Raw genomic sequence first — 17,626 nt, 5'->3', positions numbered from 1 at the left:
CGATGACGTAATTAAGAAAATAATTACCTTTGCCATAAAAATTTAACGAAGCGGCGGGTAAGACTTTCCTAACTTTCAAACAGAACGCCTTCGAATTTGCCCTTCTTTACCTTTCTGACAAAGTAAGCATAGACGGCAATTTTCACTGCGTAGGATTTTTCCCCACTTTTTCAGTGGCTACGGACATAAAAAAAGCCACCCGCAGGTGGCTTAGATCAAAAACGTAAACTTATTTAGCAGGCAGTACCGCTTTCACCGCATCACCGATGTCAGCCAGGCTGCGCACGGTTTTCACGCCAGCCGCTTCCAGTGCAGCGAATTTCTCATCCGCCGTACCTTTACCACCGGCAATGATTGCACCGGCGTGGCCCATACGTTTACCTTTCGGCGCAGTCACACCGGCGATGTAACCAACAACCGGCTTGGTGACGTGTTCTTTGATATAGGCAGCAGCTTCTTCTTCAGCACTACCGCCGATCTCACCAATCATCACGATCGCTTCGGTCTGCGGGTCTTCCTGGAACATTTTCAGGATGTCGATGAAGTTAGAACCCGGGATCGGGTCACCACCGATGCCGACACAAGTAGACTGACCATAACCGATATCGGTGGTCTGTTTAACCGCTTCATAGGTCAGGGTGCCAGAACGTGACACGATACCTACGCGGCCCGGCAGGTGAATGTGGCCCGGCATGATACCGATTTTACATTCGCCTGGGGTGATCACACCCGGACAGTTCGGGCCGATCATGCGCACACCAGCTTCATCCAGCTTCACTTTCACGGTCAGCATATCCAGCGTCGGGATACCTTCGGTGATGGTGATGATCAGTTTGATACCGGCATCGATCGCTTCCAGGATACCGTCTTTGCAGAACGGAGCCGGAACGTAGATCACGGTGGCGGTTGCGCCTGTTGCTTCTACCGCTTCGCGCACGGTGTTAAACACCGGCAGACCGAGATGGGTGGTGCCGCCTTTGCCCGGCGTCACACCGCCAACCAGCTGAGTACCATAGGCCAGCGCCTGCTCAGAGTGGAAAGTCCCCTGGCCACCGGTGAAACCCTGGCAAATGACTTTGGTGTTTTTGTCGATCAAAATGGACATTATTTACCCTCCGCAGCAGCAACAACACGCTGTGCCGCGTCTGTCAGGCTGGTTGCTGCAATGATGTTCAGACCGCTGTCCGCCAGTTTCTTAGCGCCCAGCTCGGCGTTGTTACCTTCCAGACGTACCACCACCGGTACGTTGACACCCACTTCTGCCACTGCACCGATGATGCCGTCTGCGATCAGGTCGCAACGCACGATGCCGCCGAAGATGTTAACGAATACGGCTTTAACCGCATCGTCAGACAGGATGATTTTGAAGGCTTCGGTTACGCGCTCTTTGGTTGCGCCGCCGCCGACATCAAGGAAGTTTGCAGGCTGACCACCGTGGTGTTTCACGATGTCCATGGTACCCATCGCCAGACCGGCACCGTTGACCATACAGCCAATGTTGCCTTCCAGTGCGACGTAGTTCAGTTCCCACTGCGTTGCATGAGCTTCACGCGGATCTTCCTGGCTCGGGTCACGCATTTCACGCAGTTCCGGCTGACGGAACAGGGCGTTGCCATCGGCACCCAGTTTGCCATCGAGGCACACCAGGTCACCCTGCTTGGTAACGACCAGCGGGTTGATCTCTACCAGCGCCAGATCGCGCTCGAGGAACATGGTCGCCAGACCCATAAAGATTTTGGTGAACTGGCTGACTTGCTTACCGGTCAGGCCCAGTTTGAACGCCAGCTCGCGGCCCTGATACGGCTGAGGACCGGCCAACGGATCGAGTGCCATTTTGTGGATCAGGTGCGGGGTCTCTTCCGCCACTTTCTCGATCTCAACACCACCTTCGGTCGAGGCCATAAAGACCACGCGACGGCTGGCACGGTCAACGACCGCACCCAGGTACAGCTCCTGATCGATGTCAGTCGCGGCTTCAACCAGAATCTGGTTTACCGGCTGGCCTTCGGCGTCAGTTTGATAGGTCACCAGACGTTTGCCCAGCCAGTGTTCTGCAAAGGCGCGGATCTCTTCTTTGCTCTTAACCACTTTCACACCGCCCGCTTTACCGCGGCCACCGGCATGAACCTGACATTTCACTACCCACGGGCCTGCGCCAATTTTAGAGGCGGCTTCTTCTGCTTCGCGTGGCGTAGTACAGGCGTAGCCAGTCGGTGCCGGCATACCATACCGTGCAAACAGCTGTTTCGCCTGGTATTCGTGTAAGTTCATGATGTTCTATCCATTCAGGTCTGAAAAGACTAATGAGTGTTGGGCGCGCCCTTAAGAACGCGCCCGGTGAAAATTAGACGTCCAGCAGCAGACGAGCCGGATCTTCCAGCATCTCTTTCACGGCCACCAGATAGCCGACAGACTCGCGGCCATCGATCAGACGGTGATCATAGGAGAGCGCCAGATACATCATTGGCAGCACCACAACCTGACCATTCACTGCCATCGGACGATCTTTGATAGCGTGCATACCCAGGATCGCACTCTGCGGTGGGTTGATGATAGGCGTGGACATCAGCGAACCGAACACCCCACCGTTGGTGATGGTGAAGTTACCGCCGGTCAGTTCTTCAACGGTCAGCTTGCCGTCACGGCCTTTTACCGCCAGCTCTTTAATTTTCTTCTCGATGTCAGCCATGCTCAGCGCATCAACATCTTTCAGCACTGGCGTCACCAGACCACGCGGGGTTGATACCGCGATGCTGACGTCGAAATAGTTGTGATACACCACGTCTTCGCCATCGATAGACGCGTTCACTTCCGGGAAGCGTTTCAGCGCTTCAACCACGGCTTTGATGTAGAAAGACATAAAGCCCAGACGCACGCCGTGACGCTTCTCGAAGGCATCGCCGTACTGCTTACGCAGATCCATGATCGGCTTCATGTTCACTTCGTTGAAGGTCGTCAGCATCGCGGTGCTGTTCTTCGCTTCCAGCAGACGCTCAGCCACGCGCTTACGCAGACGCGTCATCGGTACACGCTTCTCGCTGCGGTTCGCAATCGCCGTCGGCGCAGCAGCGGCAGCAGGCTGCGCCGCCGGTGCGGCTTTAGCTTCCGGTTTCTTCGCCAGATGTTTTTCTACATCTTCACGGGTGATACGACCGCCCACGCCGCTGCCTTTGATCTGGCTGGCGTCAAGGTCGTGCTCCGCGATCAGACGGCGAATCGCCGGGCTGAGCGCGTCATTGCTCTCTTCTTCAAGAGAAGCAGTCTGACGCTGTGCTGGCGTTGACTCCTTGCTCTCCACTTTGGCGGTAGTCTCTTTCCCGCTGCTGTTGCCTTCCTTCAGACGGCCCAGGATCTGACGAGAGGTCACGGTTGCGCCTTCATCTTCCAGCACCGCATCCAGAACACCATCGGCAGCAGCCGGTACTTCCAGTACCACTTTGTCGGTTTCGATTTCGACAATCACTTCATCGCGACTGACCGCGTCGCCGGGTTTTTTATGCCAGGTGGCTACCGTTGCATCCGCTACGGATTCAGGCAAATCGGGAACGAGAATATCTACACTACTCATTATCTTTCCTTTTTATTAACCAAGGTTCAGCGCGTCGTTAACCAGGTCTTGCTGCTGTTTTTGATGTACAGACATGTAGCCCACGGCCGGTGAAGCCGAAGCCGGACGGCCTGCATAACGCAGTGACGCACCAAACGGAATCACTTCGCGGAAATGATGCTGACTGCAATACCATGCACCCTGATTCAGTGGTTCTTCCTGACACCAGACAAAATCCTGCACATGGGCATAAGCTTTTAATGCTTCCTGTACCGCTTTATGCGGGAACGGGTATAACTGCTCGATACGAATAATCGCGACGTCGTTTTTCTCGTTCTTACGACGTTGCTCCAGCAGGTCGTAATAGACCTTACCAGAACACATCACTACGCGTTTTACCTGTTTCGCATCAAGGGCGTCGATTTCGCCGATAGCCGGCTGGAAGCTGCCGTTCGCCAGTTCGTCGAGTGTGGAAATCGCCAGCGGATGACGCAGCAACGACTTCGGTGACATCACGATCAACGGACGACGCATGCCGCGTAACGCCTGACGACGCAGCATATGGTAAACCTGCGCTGGCGTAGACGGTACACACACCTGCATGTTCTGCTCAGCACAGAGTTGCAGATAGCGTTCCAGACGGGCGGAGGAGTGCTCCGGGCCTTGTCCTTCGTAGCCATGCGGCAGCAGCATCACCAGGCCACACATACGGCCCCACTTCTGCTCGCCGGAACTGATGAACTGGTCGATTACCACCTGAGCACCGTTGGCAAAGTCACCGAACTGCGCTTCCCAGATGGTCAGCACGCGCGGCTCTGCGGTGGCATAACCGTATTCAAACGCCAGCACCGCTTCTTCGGACAGGACGGAGTCCCAAACTTTGAACTGGCCCTGACCATGATGGATATGGTGCAACGGCGTGTAGGTTGAACCGTTCGCCTGGTTGTGCACTACCGCATGACGATGGAAGAAGGTGCCACGGCCGGAGTCTTCACCAGACAGACGGACCGGGATGCCTTCATCCACCAGCGTAGCGTAAGCGAGGTTCTCCGCGCCGCCCCAGTCAAAGGCTTTGTTGCCTTCGGCCATCTCTTTACGATCGTTGTAAATCTTGGCGACACGCCCCTGGACTTCAACCGCTTCCGGCACCTGGCTGATACGACGCGCCAGTTCCTGCAAACGTTTCATCTCCACAGTTGCCGGGTAGCTCTCATCCCAGTCGTGGTTGAGATACGGTGACCAGGTGAAAGAATGCAGACTCATCGGACGCCATTCCGGCACCACGCATTCACCGGCATCCAGTGCGTCGCGGTACAGGTTGACCATCTCGGTGGCATCTTCCAGTTTGGCAATACCATCCGCTTCCAGACGATCGGCATAGATTTTACGCGGTGTCGGATGCTTTTTGATTTTCTGGTACATCAGCGGCTGGGTTGCACTTGGCTCGTCGGCTTCGTTATGGCCATGACGGCGGTAGCACACCAGATCGATAAACACATCACGTTTGAAGGTGTTGCGATAGTCGAGCGCCAGTCGGGTAACAAAGGCAACGGCTTCCGGATCATCCGCGTTAACGTGGAAAATCGGTGCCTGCACCATTTTACCGATATCGGTGCAGTACGGCGTAGAACGCGCGTCCAGCGGGTTAGAGGTGGTGAAGCCCACCTGGTTGTTGATCACGATGCGAACGGTACCGCCCACTTCGTAACCACGCGCCTGCGACATGTTCAGGGTTTCCTGCACCACGCCCTGGCCGGTTACCGCTGCATCACCATGAATGGTGATTGGCAGCACTTTATTGCTGCTTGGTTCTGCCAGACGATCCAGACGCGCACGCACCGAACCCATCACCACCGGGCTAACGATTTCGAGGTGCGACGGGTTAAACGCCAGCGCCAGATGCACCAGGCCGCCTTCGGTTTCCACGTCTGACGAGAAGCCCATGTGGTACTTCACGTCACCGGTGCCGAGATGTTCTTTATGCTTACCGGAGAACTCGTCGAACAGATCCTGGGGCTTTTTACCCAGCACGTTGATCAAGACGTTAAGACGACCACGGTGTGCCATACCCAGCACCACTTCACGCGTGCCACTCTTACCGGCATGACGGATCATCTCACGCAGCATTGGAATCAGCGCGTCGCCGCCTTCCAGCGAGAAGCGTTTTGCGCCCGGGAATTTAGCGCCCAGATATTTTTCCAGGCCTTCTGCCGCTGTCAGTTCTTTCAGGAAACCTTTTTTCTCATCCGTGCTGAACGTCGCGTGCCCCACCACCGATTCGATACGCTGTTGAATCCAGCGTTTTTCATCGGTGTTGGTGATATGCATATACTCGGCACCAATGGAGCCGCAGTAGGTTTGCTTCAGCGCCTCATAGAGATCGGCCAGCTTCATGGTCTCTTTGCCGATAGCAAATGAGCCTACGTTAAAGCTTTCCTGAAAATCGGCGTCGGTCAGGTCGTGATAAACCGGGTCGAGATCCGGTACAGCGTCCTGCTTCCACAAGCCGAGTGGATCAAGGTTAGCGTGCTGGTGTCCGCGAAAGCGGAAGGCGTTGATCAGCTGCAACACCTTAACCTGTTTGGAGTTGGTGGCCGGATCAGTGACTGTGGAAGTGTAACGCGCAGCATCTTTCGCCAGGCGGCGGAAGTAATCACGCGTGGTGGAGTGAAACTGCTCAGGTTTCACGCCAGTGCCAGGCAGCTGTTGGAACATGTCGCGCCACACTGCATCAACAGAGTCAGGATCGGTCAGGAAATCCTCATAGAGTTGCTCTATGTAAGATTGGTTCGCGCCGGCCAGCCAGGAGGAGTCCAGCCAGGGCTTCATCGCGCTGTTCTGCATTGTGATCCCTTAAGCATTAGTATGCTTTTTTTGAGGTTTCATTGTTGCCGCTTTCGCGGCTTGCCGTAGTGAGTTCAGCGATACGAGCCCTTGCGCTATCGGCGCCCGACTCGTAAGGGAACCTTTATAAGCGTGGTGTTGACCGCGCTTATAGAGGCTTCCGTAAACTGCCGGGAACCTGAGGTTCCCGGACAGTGGTGGTGATTACGCCCCGCGTTGCAGCAGCATCGACTTAATATGGCCGATGGCGCGCGTCGGGTTTAGTCCTTTCGGGCACACGCTCACACAGTTCATGATGCTGTGACAGCGGAATACACTGAAAGCATCGTTCAGATTATCCAGACGCGCATCAGTTTCCGTATCGCGGCTGTCAATCAGGAAACGGTAAGCCGCCAGCAGACCGGCCGGACCGATGAATTTATCCGGGTTCCACCAGAACGACGGGCATGAGGTTGAGCAGCAGGCGCAGAGGATACACTCGTACAGGCCATCCAGATGCTCACGCTCAGCCGGGCTTTGTAAATGCTCGCGTGCCGGTGGATTTTCCCCGTTATTCAACAGGTAAGGCTTAATCTTCTCATATTGTGCGTAGAATTGCCCCATATCCACAACCAGATCGCGGATCACCGGCAAACCAGGCAATGGACGGATAACAATTTTCTTCGAACCATTACCCAGCGCAGAGACCGGGGTGATGCACGCCAGACCGTTTTTGCCGTTCATGTTCAGGCCATCGGACCCGCACACGCCTTCACGACAGGAGCGACGGAACGCCAGCGTCGGATCTTTCTCTTTCAGCTTGATCAGCGCATCCAGCAGCATCATATCGCGACCGTCTTCCGCTTCCAGGCTGTACTCCTGCATACGCGGCGCGTCATCCACTTCCGGGTTGTAACGATAGATTGAAAATTCGAGTCTCATGATGATCTCCGCAATTAGTAAGTACGCGCTTTCGGCGGGAAGGCCGCACGCAGTTTCGGTTGCATGTTCACCTCACGGCGCGTCATGCTTTCCGTTTGCGGAACATAGAGGCTGTGGCACAGCCAGTTTTCATCATCGCGATCCGGGTAGTCGAAGCGGCTATGCGCACCACGGCTTTCGGTACGGAAGTTCGCCGCCACTGCCGTGGCATACGCGGTTTCCAGCAGGTTATCCAGTTCAAGACACTCGATACGCTGAGTATTGAAGTCCGGTGAACGGTCATCCAGACGCGCGGTTTTCAGACGCTCACGGATCACTTTTAACTCTTCCAGCCCCTGCGCCATCGCTTCACCTTCACGGAACACCGAGAAGTTGTTCTGCATACAGCGTTGCAGTGCTTTGCGAATCTCAACCGGGTCTTCGCCAGTGGTGTTGTTTTCCCAACGGTTGAAACGTGCCATTGCCGCGTCGATCTCTTCCTGGCTGGCATCGCGCAGTTCACCCTGCTCTTCGATACATTCCGCCAGATGCAGACCCGCTGCACGGCCAAACACCACCAGGTCAAGCAGTGAGTTACCGCCAAGACGGTTAGCACCGTGTACCGATACGCAGGCGATTTCACCCACCGCGAACAGGCCTGGAATCACTTCATCTTCACCCTGCTCATTGACGCGCAGCGCCTGACCGGTGACTTTGGTCGGCACGCCACCCATCATGTAGTGACAGGTTGGAATGACCGGAATCGGTTCTTTAATCGGATCGACGTGAGCAAAGGTACGCGACAGCTCGAGAATGCCCGGCAGACGTGACTCCAGCACTTCTGCACCCAGATGGTCGAGCTTCAGTTTGATATGCGGACCCCACGGGCCGTCACAACCACGACCTTCACGGATCTCCACCATCATGGAACGAGCGACCACGTCACGCCCCGCCAGGTCTTTGGCGTTTGGCGCATAGCGTTCCATAAAGCGTTCGCCGTGTTTGTTCAGCAGATAACCGCCTTCACCACGACAACCTTCGGTTACCAGAACACCGGCTCCGGCAATGCCGGTTGGGTGGAACTGCCACATCTCCATATCCTGCATCGGCACGCCAGCGCGCAGCGCCATGCCAACGCCGTCGCCGGTGTTGATGTGGGCGTTGGTGGTGGACTGATAAATACGTCCCGCACCGCCGGTTGCCAGGATGGTAGCTTTGGCTTTGAAGTAGACGGTTTCACCGGTTTCGATGCAGATAGCGGTACAACCGACAATCGCACCGTCTTCATTTTTCACCAGGTCCAGCGCATACCATTCGGAGAAGATGGTGGTTTTGTTTTTCAGGTTCTGCTGATACAGGGTATGCAGCAGGGCGTGGCCAGTACGGTCAGCGGCCGCAGCGGTACGCGCTGCCTGCTCACCACCGAAGTTTTTTGACTGACCACCAAACGGACGCTGATAGACGCGGCCGTCATCAAGACGGGAGAATGGCAGACCCATATGCTCCAGCTCCAGAATCGCTTCCGGGCCGGTTTTACACATATATTCAATCGCGTCCTGGTCACCGATATAGTCGGAACCTTTGACGGTGTCATACATATGCCATTCCCAGTTATCTTCATGGGAGTTACCCAGCGCCACGGTGATACCGCCTTGCGCCGACACGGTATGGGAACGGGTTGGGAACACTTTGGATAACAGGGCGCAACTCAGGCCCGATTGGGAGATTTGCAGAGCGGCGCGCATACCTGCGCCACCCGCGCCGATCACCACGGCATCAAATTCTCTGACTGGCAAACTCATTTACACACCCCACACTACAACGGTTCCATAAATTGCATAGGACAACAGCGCCACCACAACCACCAGCTGCAACACCAGACGGGTCGCCACCGGTTTCACGTAGTCAGTCAGCACCTGCCACATCCCAATCCAACCGTGGACCAGAATCGAGAACAGCGTCAGCAACGTGAACACTTTGGTAAAGGAGGAAGCGAAGAAGCCGCGCCAGACGTCATACGTCAGCGTGCCTGTCATCACCACAAAACCGAGAATGTAGAGAATGTAGAGCGTAATTAAGATTGCAGCAGCACGCAGCAACAGCCAGTCATGAACACCGTTGCGTCCTAATGCAGAAGCATTGCTTACCATACGAGGACTCCAGCCAAAATTGAAAGCACGACAGTGATACCAAAAGCCGCCTGAGCGGAACGGGTGCCCACCTGCAAGGTTTCTTCCATAAAGCCAAAATCAGCCAACATATGACGAATACCGCCCACGACATGGTAAGCCAGCGCAGTCAGAATGCCCCACATGATGAATTTGACGAAGAAGCTATCCATGATGGATGCGGCTTGCAGGAAACCTTCAGGAGAAGAGAGAGAGAGACCCAGTAACCAGAGCAGAATTCCGAGAGCGACAAAGGTGATCACGCCGGAGACGCGGTGGAGAATGGACGATATTGCAGTAACGGGAAACCGGATCGTCGAGAGATCCAAGTTAACAGGTCTTTGTTTTTTCACGGTTTTGCCCACACAGCTCTTTTTTATTTTGCTTCCTCCGGTCCTGGGTTGCACCAGAGACACAGGACGTGTTCAGAGTGCAACCGTCACCAAAGAAGCAACATCCAGTGTTCAGTGACGCGGGGAAAACGCTGGGTGGCTCCTGGTGTCAGGGTGTTCCGGAGACCTGGCGGCAGTATAGGAGGATCACATTCTGATTACAATTCCCCTACAATCTCTTTGGTCACATTTAAGCTGAACAGTGATCCCCCTCACGTATTTCACATTTCATACATTTTTAATTATCTGATTTGACAAAAGTTCAACAATTCGGTTACAAACAAACGCATTAAAGCCCTATGATGCACAAAAGTTATGGGGATACACTTTCCCCTAAGCTGAAGTTATGTAACATTGCCACTCAGAGCATTACAAAGCATCAGGTTATTGGTTACCAAGAAGTTATGTCGTGACAGGATCTTTAACATCCGCGATTTGCAGCATGTCATGCCCGGACGCCACTGCCCCAAACGTAACGTTCACTCTGTACTCTACCTTGCACGACAAACGTGACCGCAGAGTGATACTGTGAAGATTGTGGTTTTTATGAAACATGAAAGCTGTATTGGTGTCTAAGATCCTTACCTACCAAGGCGCTATGGAGACGAAAAATGACAGATAAAAAAGTGACGCTAACCCTACAAGACAATACGGCAGTTGAACTGGACGTGATGCATGGCACGCTGGGACAGGATGTCGTTGATGTCCGCGCTCTCGGCAATAAAGGCCTGTTTACCTTCGACCCCGGTTTCACCTCTACAGCGTCATGCGAATCTAAAATCACCTTTATTGATGGTGATGAAGGTATTTTGTTACATCGCGGTTTTCCGATTGATCAACTGGCAACGCACTCAAACTACCTGGAAGTCTGTTATATCCTGCTGAACGGCGAAGCGCCAACCCAGGAGCAGTTTGAAGAATTCCGCGTTACCGTTACCCGCCACACCATGATCCACGAGCAAATCACCCGTTTGTTCCACGGCTTCCGCCGTGACTCGCATCCGATGGCGGTCATGTGTGGTGTAACGGGTGCGCTGGCCGCGTTTTATCACGACTCGCTGGACGTCAATATTGAACGTCACCGTGAAATCGCCGCGTTCCGTCTGTTGTCCAAAATGCCAACCATGGCGGCGATGTGCTACAAATACTCCATTGGTCAGCCATTCGTTTATCCGCGCAACGACCTCTCCTATGCGGGTAACTTCCTGCATATGATGTTTGCCACCCCGTGCGAAGAGTACAAGGTAAACCCGGTACTGGAACGCGCCATGGACCGTATTCTGATTCTGCACGCTGACCACGAACAAAACGCCTCCACCTCCACCGTACGTACTGCTGGTTCTTCCGGCGCTAACCCGTTTGCCTGTATCGCGGCGGGTATCGCGTCTCTGTGGGGACCGGCACACGGCGGTGCGAACGAAGCTACGCTGCGTATGCTGGAAGAGATCAGCACCGTGGATCACATCCCGGAATTCGTCCGTCGTGCCAAAGACAAGAACGATTCGTTCCGTCTGATGGGCTTCGGCCACCGTGTGTATAAAAACTACGACCCGCGCGCTACCGTCATGCGTGAAACCTGCCACGAAGTGCTGAATGAGCTGGGTATGAAAGATGACCTGCTGGAAGTGGCGATGGAGCTGGAACATATCGCGCTGAACGACCCGTACTTCATTGAGCGTAAACTCTATCCAAACGTCGATTTCTACTCTGGCATTATTCTGAAAGCGATGGGTATCCCGTCCTCCATGTTTACCGTGATCTTCGCGATGGCGCGTACCGTGGGCTGGATTGCACACTGGAAAGAGATGCACGACGAAGGCATGAAGATTGCCCGTCCACGTCAGCTGTATACCGGTTATACCGAGCGTCCTTTCACGTCGGCGCTGAAGAAATAAGGTTAAGGGCGGGTTATCCCGCCCGCTGCATCAAAACCGCGCGATAAATCGTGCCGCTACAATTGGAACACCTGGCGTAGCGGCGCGATTTATCGCGCATCAGGCCTGCTGTCATTAGCTCTGACACCCCGGACACCAATAAAATGGTCGGGATGACAGCACGCCCTTCTCGATCACCGTGCCACATCGTCGACACTTTTTCCCCTGCCGATGAAACACCTCAAAACGGAAAGCCGCCTCTTCATGGTATTTCTTCATGCTGCCACGCATCTGATAAGAGTGGCGCGGCACCGCCAGTAGCGCTTCACTCAGCGCCCTGAGCTGCAACGCATTCAGATCCTGAGCACGATGCTGCGCCAGCAACTGCGCATGCCATAAAATCTCCACGCGCAGGTAGTTCCCCAGGCCAGCGAGAAACGCCTGATCGAGCAGTAAGCCACTGAATTGCCGCCGCCGAAAGCGTGACGACAACAAGCGCTCCTGCACCGCGTCCACCGTCAGGCTGGCATCCAGCACATCCGGTCCTACGCGTTGTAAAAAAGGATGAGCGGCCAGCGTCTCCGCGTTGAGCAGCTCAATATCGGAAGCGCTATATAGCAGGATGGTTTGGTCAGCATTAGCCAGCCGTACCCGCAACTGCCGGGCGGTCTGCGGTTGGGTACCGGTCGGCACCACACGCCAGACGCCATACAGCTGGTTATGGCTGTAGAGGGTCAGACCATTGGAGAAATGAGTCAGTAGCGCCTTGCCCCGGGTTTCAATTGCCGTAACGGTTGCACCCAGTAGCGCCGGTTCGTAAGTTTTCAGCTGCGGAAAGGCAAACCACACATCAGTGAGCGGTTTGCCCGTCATCGCCGCCGCCAGCTGATCCGCCGCTCGGCGGATCTCCGGTCCTTCAGGCATGACGACTCCTGTTAATGGGTCGCGCCCCCCGCGACATGCAAATCTTTATCCACCTTCAGCGTCACGCGGATCGCCATCTCCAGCGCCTGAATGACACTGGCCGCTGCCATGCTCGGCGCACCGGGATGCTTCACCGCTTGCTCCGGCAGATATGGGATATGAATAAAACCACCGCGCGCACTGCTCTGATGCGTCGCCAGCCAGTGCAGCAAGCGATACATCACATGATTACAGGTAAAGGTCCCGGCAGTTTGCGATACCGAGGCCGGTATCCCCGCCTCGCGCGTTGCTGCAACTATCGCCTTGATCGGCAGCGTCGAAAAATAAGCCGCCGGCCCGTCCACCACCACCGGCTGATCAATCGGCTGCTGCCCCTCATTATCAGGGATACGTGCATCATCAATGTTGATCGCCACCCGCTCCACGCTGATGTCGCTGCGCCCCCCCGCCTGACCGATACAGAGAATGCGATCGGGTTGCAACGTTTCCAGCGCCTGCGTCAGCACGGCACCGCAACGGCTGTACGCCACCGGTAACTGACGTGCCACCACGCGTGCGCCGTCAATCACCTTTCCATCAAAAGATCGTACCGCTTCCCACGAGGGATTGATGCTTTCGCCTTCAAAAGGCTCAAACGCGGTCATTAATACCGTTTTCATTCTTTCCTCACAAAAACATCATGAACCACAGCAGGAAAATATTGACCACCAACAGCATTAAACCGGTCGGGACCTGTGCTCTGATTACCGCATTGCGATCAGGCAGCTCCAGCAGGCGAGCCGGGACAATATTGAAGTTCGCCGCCATCGGGGTCATCAAGGTGCCGCAATAGCCCGAGAACATGCCAATCGCCGCCATCACTGCCGGGTTACCGTGGTGTTGCAGCACCAGAATCGGGATACCGATACCGGCGGTGACAATCGGGAACGCAGCGAAGGCATTACCCATCACCATGGTCAACAGCGCCATACCAATGGCATACACGGCTACCGCGATAAAACGGTTATCGACAGCCAGATACTGCTCGGTCAGGTGTGAAATCGCGTTACCCACCCCGGCGCTGGTGAACAGCAGGCCCAGCGTGGCAAGGATTTGCGGCAGGATAAACGCCCAGCCAACGGCATCCAGCAAACGTCGCGTTTCCTGCATCGACTGCATCGGCTTTTCGCGGGTCATTTTCAGTGCCACCAGCCAGCCAATCAGACAACCCATCATCATTGAGAACAGCGTAATCAGGGTGGAATGGTTCCCTGCGCCAAACACCGCCTGTTGCAGACCAGGCAGATTGTTAAACGCCAGCACGCCAACCACCGTCACCACCGGGATCGCCAGCGCCGGGATAAACAGCTGGTTACCCAGACGTTTGGCGCTGGCCTGCTTCTCTTCATCGCTGCGTTGGTGATACCGGCCCAGGCGCACGCCGCCAAAACCGGCAATCAACGCCATCACCACCACGGCAACACCTACGGCGATATGCAGGGTTCGTGGCGTCATCCATTGATAAACCCCATCACTAATCAGGAAGATCATCCCGTATAGCGCCCAAAACAACCCGGTAGTCAGACGCCGAGGATTGGCACGATCCCGCCAGGAAAATACGGCGACAATCAGCAGAATGATGCCTGCCAGCCACATCAGATATTGTTGCTGGAACATCATTCTGCTCCTTTGGCTTGTAACGCCTGTTGATTCAGTGCGCCCAGCTCACGCGCCAACTGGCGGTCAAGACGGATCAAACGGGCGGAGTGGATCAGGAAGGCGCAAATCGCGGTGGGAATGCCCCATACCGCGATATGCAGCGGTTCGGTCTGAATGCCAGCCGACTCCTGCATAAAGTTGTGCATAAAGATGATGGCACCGAAGGCAACGAAAATATCCTCACCAAAAAACAGTCCGACGTTATCCGTGGCGGCCGACATGGCGCGCAGACGGTGACGTACTTCCGGCGACACTTCACCATAGCGGTTTTCTGTCGCCCCTTCCGCCATCGGCGCCAGCAGCGGGCGCACCATTTGCGGATGACCGCCGAGGCTGGTCAGCCCCAGCGCTGCGGTAATTTCTCGCACAAATAAATAGACAATCAGCAGACGTCCCGCCGTAGCGGTTTTGATCTGCGCGATCCAGGTTTGCGCCCTTTCTTTCAGGCCATGTCGTTCCAGCAGACCGATCACCGCCAGCGGCAACAGCAGAATCAACGGCAGGTTACGGGTGTTCAGGAACCCGGAGCCCAGTTTTTCCAGAATATCGGCCAGCGACATATGGGCCGATAACCCGGTAACAAAACCCGCCACAATCACCACCAGCACCGGATTAAACCGCAGCACAAAACCGAGCACGATAGTACCAATACCCAGCAACGGCCAGAGATTCACCACGCTTTCCATGTTTTCTCCCCTTATCAGAAATAAAAAGCCCGGCTTGCTTGCGCCTGGTCGTCGCGGCACGATTTATCGTGCGGGTTTTGGCAGGCCATGAAATGCCTGAAAACAGCGCGATAAATCGCGCCGCGACGGAATGTGTAGCCGGGTAATTGTTCGAAACTTATACGCTGGTCACAGTAACGTGCTGGGCCGCAAACGCCGCGCGCAACGCGTGAGCAAATTGCAGCGCATGAGCCCCATCGCCATGCAGACACACGGTTTGCGCATTCACCGCCACCCAGTCGCCAGAGATGCTTTGTACTTTACGCTGTTGCACCATCGTCAGCGTGTGGGCAATTGACTGCGCAGTATCTTCAATCAACGCACCCGGCTGACCGCGTGGCACCAGCGCGCCACTGGACAGATAGCCGCGATCGGCAAACACTTCTTCGCGCGTTTTCAGCCCATGATGGGCCGCTGCCCGAATCGACTCACTGCCCGCCAGCCCCACCAGGATTAAACCGGCATCAACCACCTTGACGGCACGAGCAATGGTATCCGCCAGTTGTGGATCGGCTGCCGCCTGGTTGTATAACATGCCGTGCGGTTTGACGTGCACCAGTCGCGCGCCCTCGCTTTCCGCCAGACTTTTCAGTGCGCCAATCTGGTAAATCAACTGCGCATAGACGATATCTGGCGGCAACTGCATGGCGGTGCGGCCAAAATTTTCCCGGTCGGGAAAGCTGGGATGCGCACCAATCGCCACCCCTGCCGCCTGCGCCCAGCGCACCGATTGCAGCATGGTTGCCGCATCCCCCGCATGGAAACCGCAAGCAATGTTGGCGGAGCTGACCAGTTGCAACAATTCCTGATCGCTGCCGCTCCCTTCGCCAAGATCGGCGTTGAGATCAATTTTCATGTGATAGCCCCCAGTTCATCTGATCAAATACACGCTGTTGCTGCTGCTTCGCCTGCATCGCTTCTTCCAGCGTGCAATGGGTGAAATGAATCGGTTCCCCCAGGCGAATCTGGGCTAAATGATAGAGATCGGCTTCGATAATGCAGGCAATTCGCGGATATCCCCCGGTAGTCTGTGCATCGGCCATCAACACAATCGGCTGTCCGTTTGGCGGCACCTGCACCACGCCCGGTACCAGACCGTGTGACAACAAATCGCGCGTGGCTTTGCGATGCAGCGTGCGCCCCTGCAAGCGATAGCCCATGCGGTTACTTTGCGGACTCAGTTTCCACGCGCTGCGCCAGAACGCTTCCTGCGCTTCACGGGTGAATTCGTTGTATTCCGGACCGGGCAGCGCACGGATACGATTGCCCCACAGCAACTGCCGCACCCCGGCTTTCTTGCTGAAGTCACGAGTCGCCTTGCCGAGCGGCAACAGATCACCATCCTGCAACTTACGTCCGGCAAAACCACCAAATCCGGCTTTCAGATCGGTACTGGCGGAGTCCAGCATCTCTGGCACGGCAAAACCGCCGTTAATCGCCAGGTAACTGCGCATGCCGTGCACTGGCATCGACAAACTGAGGACCTGCCCTTTCTTCACCGGCAGACGCCAGCCGGTCCAGACAGCTTTGCCGTCCAGGTTAGCATTGCAGCCTGCTCCCGTCAGAGCGAACCAACCGTCACGCTGGAACTGCGCTTTAAACTGCCCCAGCACAATCTCCAGTACCGCGCTGCCTTCATCGTTACCCACCAACATGTTGGCGGTGCGCATGGCCGGTTGATCGAGTGCGCCACTGACGCTGATGCCAAACTGCCGCCAGCCGTTACGGCCCTGATCCTGCAATGAGGTCATCAATCCGGCACGAAGAATCTTTAGCATACGCCCTCCTTTTGCGGCACGAAGCGCACGCTGTCGCCGGGACGCAACAGCGTTGGCGGTTGCTGTTGGGGATCAAACAGGCTGATGGCGGTTTGTCCCAGCAATTGCCAGCCACCTGGGGTTGCCAGCGGGTAAACGCCGGTTTGGCTGCCGCCGATGCCGACTGAACCGGCAGGGACGATCACGCGTGGCTCGGCGCGACGCGGCGTATGTAAGCGGCTATCGAGGCCGCCCAGATAGGGGAATCCAGGCTGAAAGCCAATAAAATAAACCACATAGTCGGTGCTGCTGTGTAGCTCCACCACCTGGCGTGGTGTCATACCGGCATGCTCGGCGACCACCGATAAATCCGGCCCGGCCTCACCGCCATAAACCACCGGGATCTCCACCAGACGCGATTCCGGTCGCTGCGCTTCACTCTCTTCCCACCAGCGTTGCAGATTCTCGATAGCATCCAATGCATTGCGCTGTGGATCGCGCAGCAACAGCGTCAGATTGTTCATGCCGGGAATCACTTCCGACACCTTTTCATTACCCTGTAGCCGCTGGCACAATCCCCAAATGCGTTGCTGGCTGGCTAAGGAAACCGGTGGTTCCAGTTCCAGCACTACCGCGCGTTCCCCCAGCAGATAACAACGTGCTCGTTGCAAAACCCACCTCCTGATTCACTTTCTTCCGGGCAGCCAACTGATGTTGCTCCCCGCTGTACGCGTGTCGCTTATGCTTTAAAGGCAACCAGTTATGCGAAAGTGTCAGAGGTGTGTCAACCGATTTGC

General features: G+C 55.6%; 16 protein-coding genes. 1 reads left to right on the top strand and 15 read right to left on the bottom strand.

Going from position 1 to position 17,626, the window contains the following annotated elements; all coding sequences use genetic code 11:
- Positions 1-229: 229 nt before the first annotated feature.
- The 8 genes from sucD to sdhC all read right to left on the bottom strand — a co-directional run bounded on the left by sucD (position 230) and on the right by sdhC (position 9,824).
- On the bottom strand, positions 230-1,105 hold the full coding sequence (gene sucD, locus CTZ24_RS05760) for a succinate--CoA ligase subunit alpha (protein WP_021182416.1): 876 nt from the start codon (positions 1,103-1,105) through the stop codon (positions 230-232).
- Positions 1,105-2,271 (bottom strand): ADP-forming succinate--CoA ligase subunit beta, encoded by a 1,167-nt coding sequence (gene sucC / locus CTZ24_RS05755; RefSeq protein WP_013508302.1) that lies wholly within the window; start codon positions 2,269-2,271, stop codon positions 1,105-1,107. The genes sucD and sucC overlap by 1 nt, the downstream gene beginning before the upstream one ends.
- 73 nt (positions 2,272-2,344) lie before the next feature.
- Positions 2,345-3,568, bottom strand: coding sequence for a 2-oxoglutarate dehydrogenase complex dihydrolipoyllysine-residue succinyltransferase (gene odhB, locus CTZ24_RS05750; RefSeq protein WP_208725025.1), 1,224 nt, complete (start codon positions 3,566-3,568; stop codon positions 2,345-2,347).
- 15 nt (positions 3,569-3,583) lie between these two features.
- Positions 3,584-6,391 (bottom strand): 2-oxoglutarate dehydrogenase E1 component, encoded by a 2,808-nt coding sequence (sucA, locus tag CTZ24_RS05745; protein WP_021182413.1) that lies wholly within the window; start codon positions 6,389-6,391, stop codon positions 3,584-3,586.
- Between the two features lie 204 nt (positions 6,392-6,595).
- The gene (locus CTZ24_RS05740) at positions 6,596-7,312 is read right to left on the bottom strand and encodes a succinate dehydrogenase iron-sulfur subunit (RefSeq protein ID WP_021182412.1); all 717 of its coding nucleotides are present in this window, start codon (positions 7,310-7,312) and stop codon (positions 6,596-6,598) included.
- Positions 7,313-7,326: 14 nt separating this feature from the next.
- On the bottom strand, positions 7,327-9,093 hold the full coding sequence (gene sdhA, locus CTZ24_RS05735; protein WP_208725024.1) for a succinate dehydrogenase flavoprotein subunit: 1,767 nt from the start codon (positions 9,091-9,093) through the stop codon (positions 7,327-7,329).
- The gene (sdhD, locus tag CTZ24_RS05730) at positions 9,094-9,441 is read right to left on the bottom strand and encodes a succinate dehydrogenase membrane anchor subunit (protein ID WP_021182410.1); all 348 of its coding nucleotides are present in this window, start codon (positions 9,439-9,441) and stop codon (positions 9,094-9,096) included. It abuts the gene before it with no gap.
- Positions 9,435-9,824, bottom strand: a complete 390-nt coding sequence (sdhC, locus tag CTZ24_RS05725; RefSeq protein WP_036624441.1) for a succinate dehydrogenase cytochrome b556 subunit — start codon at positions 9,822-9,824, stop codon at positions 9,435-9,437. Before sdhC ends, sdhD begins: the two co-directional genes overlap by 7 nt.
- 638 nt (positions 9,825-10,462) lie before the next feature.
- Here sdhC and CTZ24_RS05720 point away from each other — a divergent pair.
- Positions 10,463-11,746: a citrate synthase gene (locus tag CTZ24_RS05720; protein ID WP_021182408.1), complete on the top strand. Its 1,284-nt coding sequence runs from the start codon at positions 10,463-10,465 to the stop codon at positions 11,744-11,746.
- Positions 11,747-11,860: 114 nt separating this feature from the next.
- Here the strand turns inward: CTZ24_RS05720 and nei are convergent, their stop codons facing one another.
- The 7 genes from nei to pxpB form a co-directional block, all read right to left on the bottom strand.
- The gene (gene nei / locus CTZ24_RS05715; protein ID WP_208725023.1) at positions 11,861-12,649 is read right to left on the bottom strand and encodes an endonuclease VIII; all 789 of its coding nucleotides are present in this window, start codon (positions 12,647-12,649) and stop codon (positions 11,861-11,863) included.
- Between the two features lie 11 nt (positions 12,650-12,660).
- Positions 12,661-13,308 carry a pyroglutamyl-peptidase I gene (gene pcp / locus CTZ24_RS05710; RefSeq protein ID WP_208725022.1) on the bottom strand — a complete coding sequence of 216 codons (648 nt, stop codon included), beginning with the start codon at positions 13,306-13,308 and terminating at the stop codon, positions 12,661-12,663.
- Positions 13,309-13,315: 7 nt separating this feature from the next.
- Entirely contained in the window at positions 13,316-14,308 is a 993-nt protein-coding gene (locus CTZ24_RS05705; protein WP_302474903.1) for a DUF979 domain-containing protein, read from the bottom strand.
- The gene (locus tag CTZ24_RS05700) at positions 14,305-15,033 is read right to left on the bottom strand and encodes a DUF969 domain-containing protein (RefSeq protein ID WP_208725021.1); all 729 of its coding nucleotides are present in this window, start codon (positions 15,031-15,033) and stop codon (positions 14,305-14,307) included. The genes CTZ24_RS05705 and CTZ24_RS05700 overlap by 4 nt, the downstream gene beginning before the upstream one ends.
- A gap of 157 nt (positions 15,034-15,190) precedes the next feature.
- Entirely contained in the window at positions 15,191-15,928 is a 738-nt protein-coding gene (gene pxpA, locus CTZ24_RS05695) for a 5-oxoprolinase subunit PxpA (RefSeq protein WP_208725020.1), read from the bottom strand.
- Positions 15,918-16,850, bottom strand: coding sequence for a 5-oxoprolinase subunit PxpC (gene pxpC, locus CTZ24_RS05690; protein WP_021182401.1), 933 nt, complete (start codon positions 16,848-16,850; stop codon positions 15,918-15,920). Before pxpC ends, pxpA begins: the two co-directional genes overlap by 11 nt.
- Positions 16,844-17,500 (bottom strand): 5-oxoprolinase subunit PxpB, encoded by a 657-nt coding sequence (gene pxpB / locus CTZ24_RS05685; protein WP_021182400.1) that lies wholly within the window; start codon positions 17,498-17,500, stop codon positions 16,844-16,846. The genes pxpC and pxpB overlap by 7 nt, the downstream gene beginning before the upstream one ends.
- Positions 17,501-17,626 lie beyond the last annotated feature (126 nt).

Origin of the sequence: Pantoea phytobeneficialis, from assembly GCF_009728735.1 — a bacterium.
GTDB classification, from domain to species: Bacteria; Pseudomonadota; Gammaproteobacteria; order Enterobacterales; family Enterobacteriaceae; genus Pantoea; species Pantoea phytobeneficialis.
The sequence above is the reverse complement of the archived record's forward strand: the minus strand, read 5'-3'. Positions and strand labels throughout refer to the sequence as shown.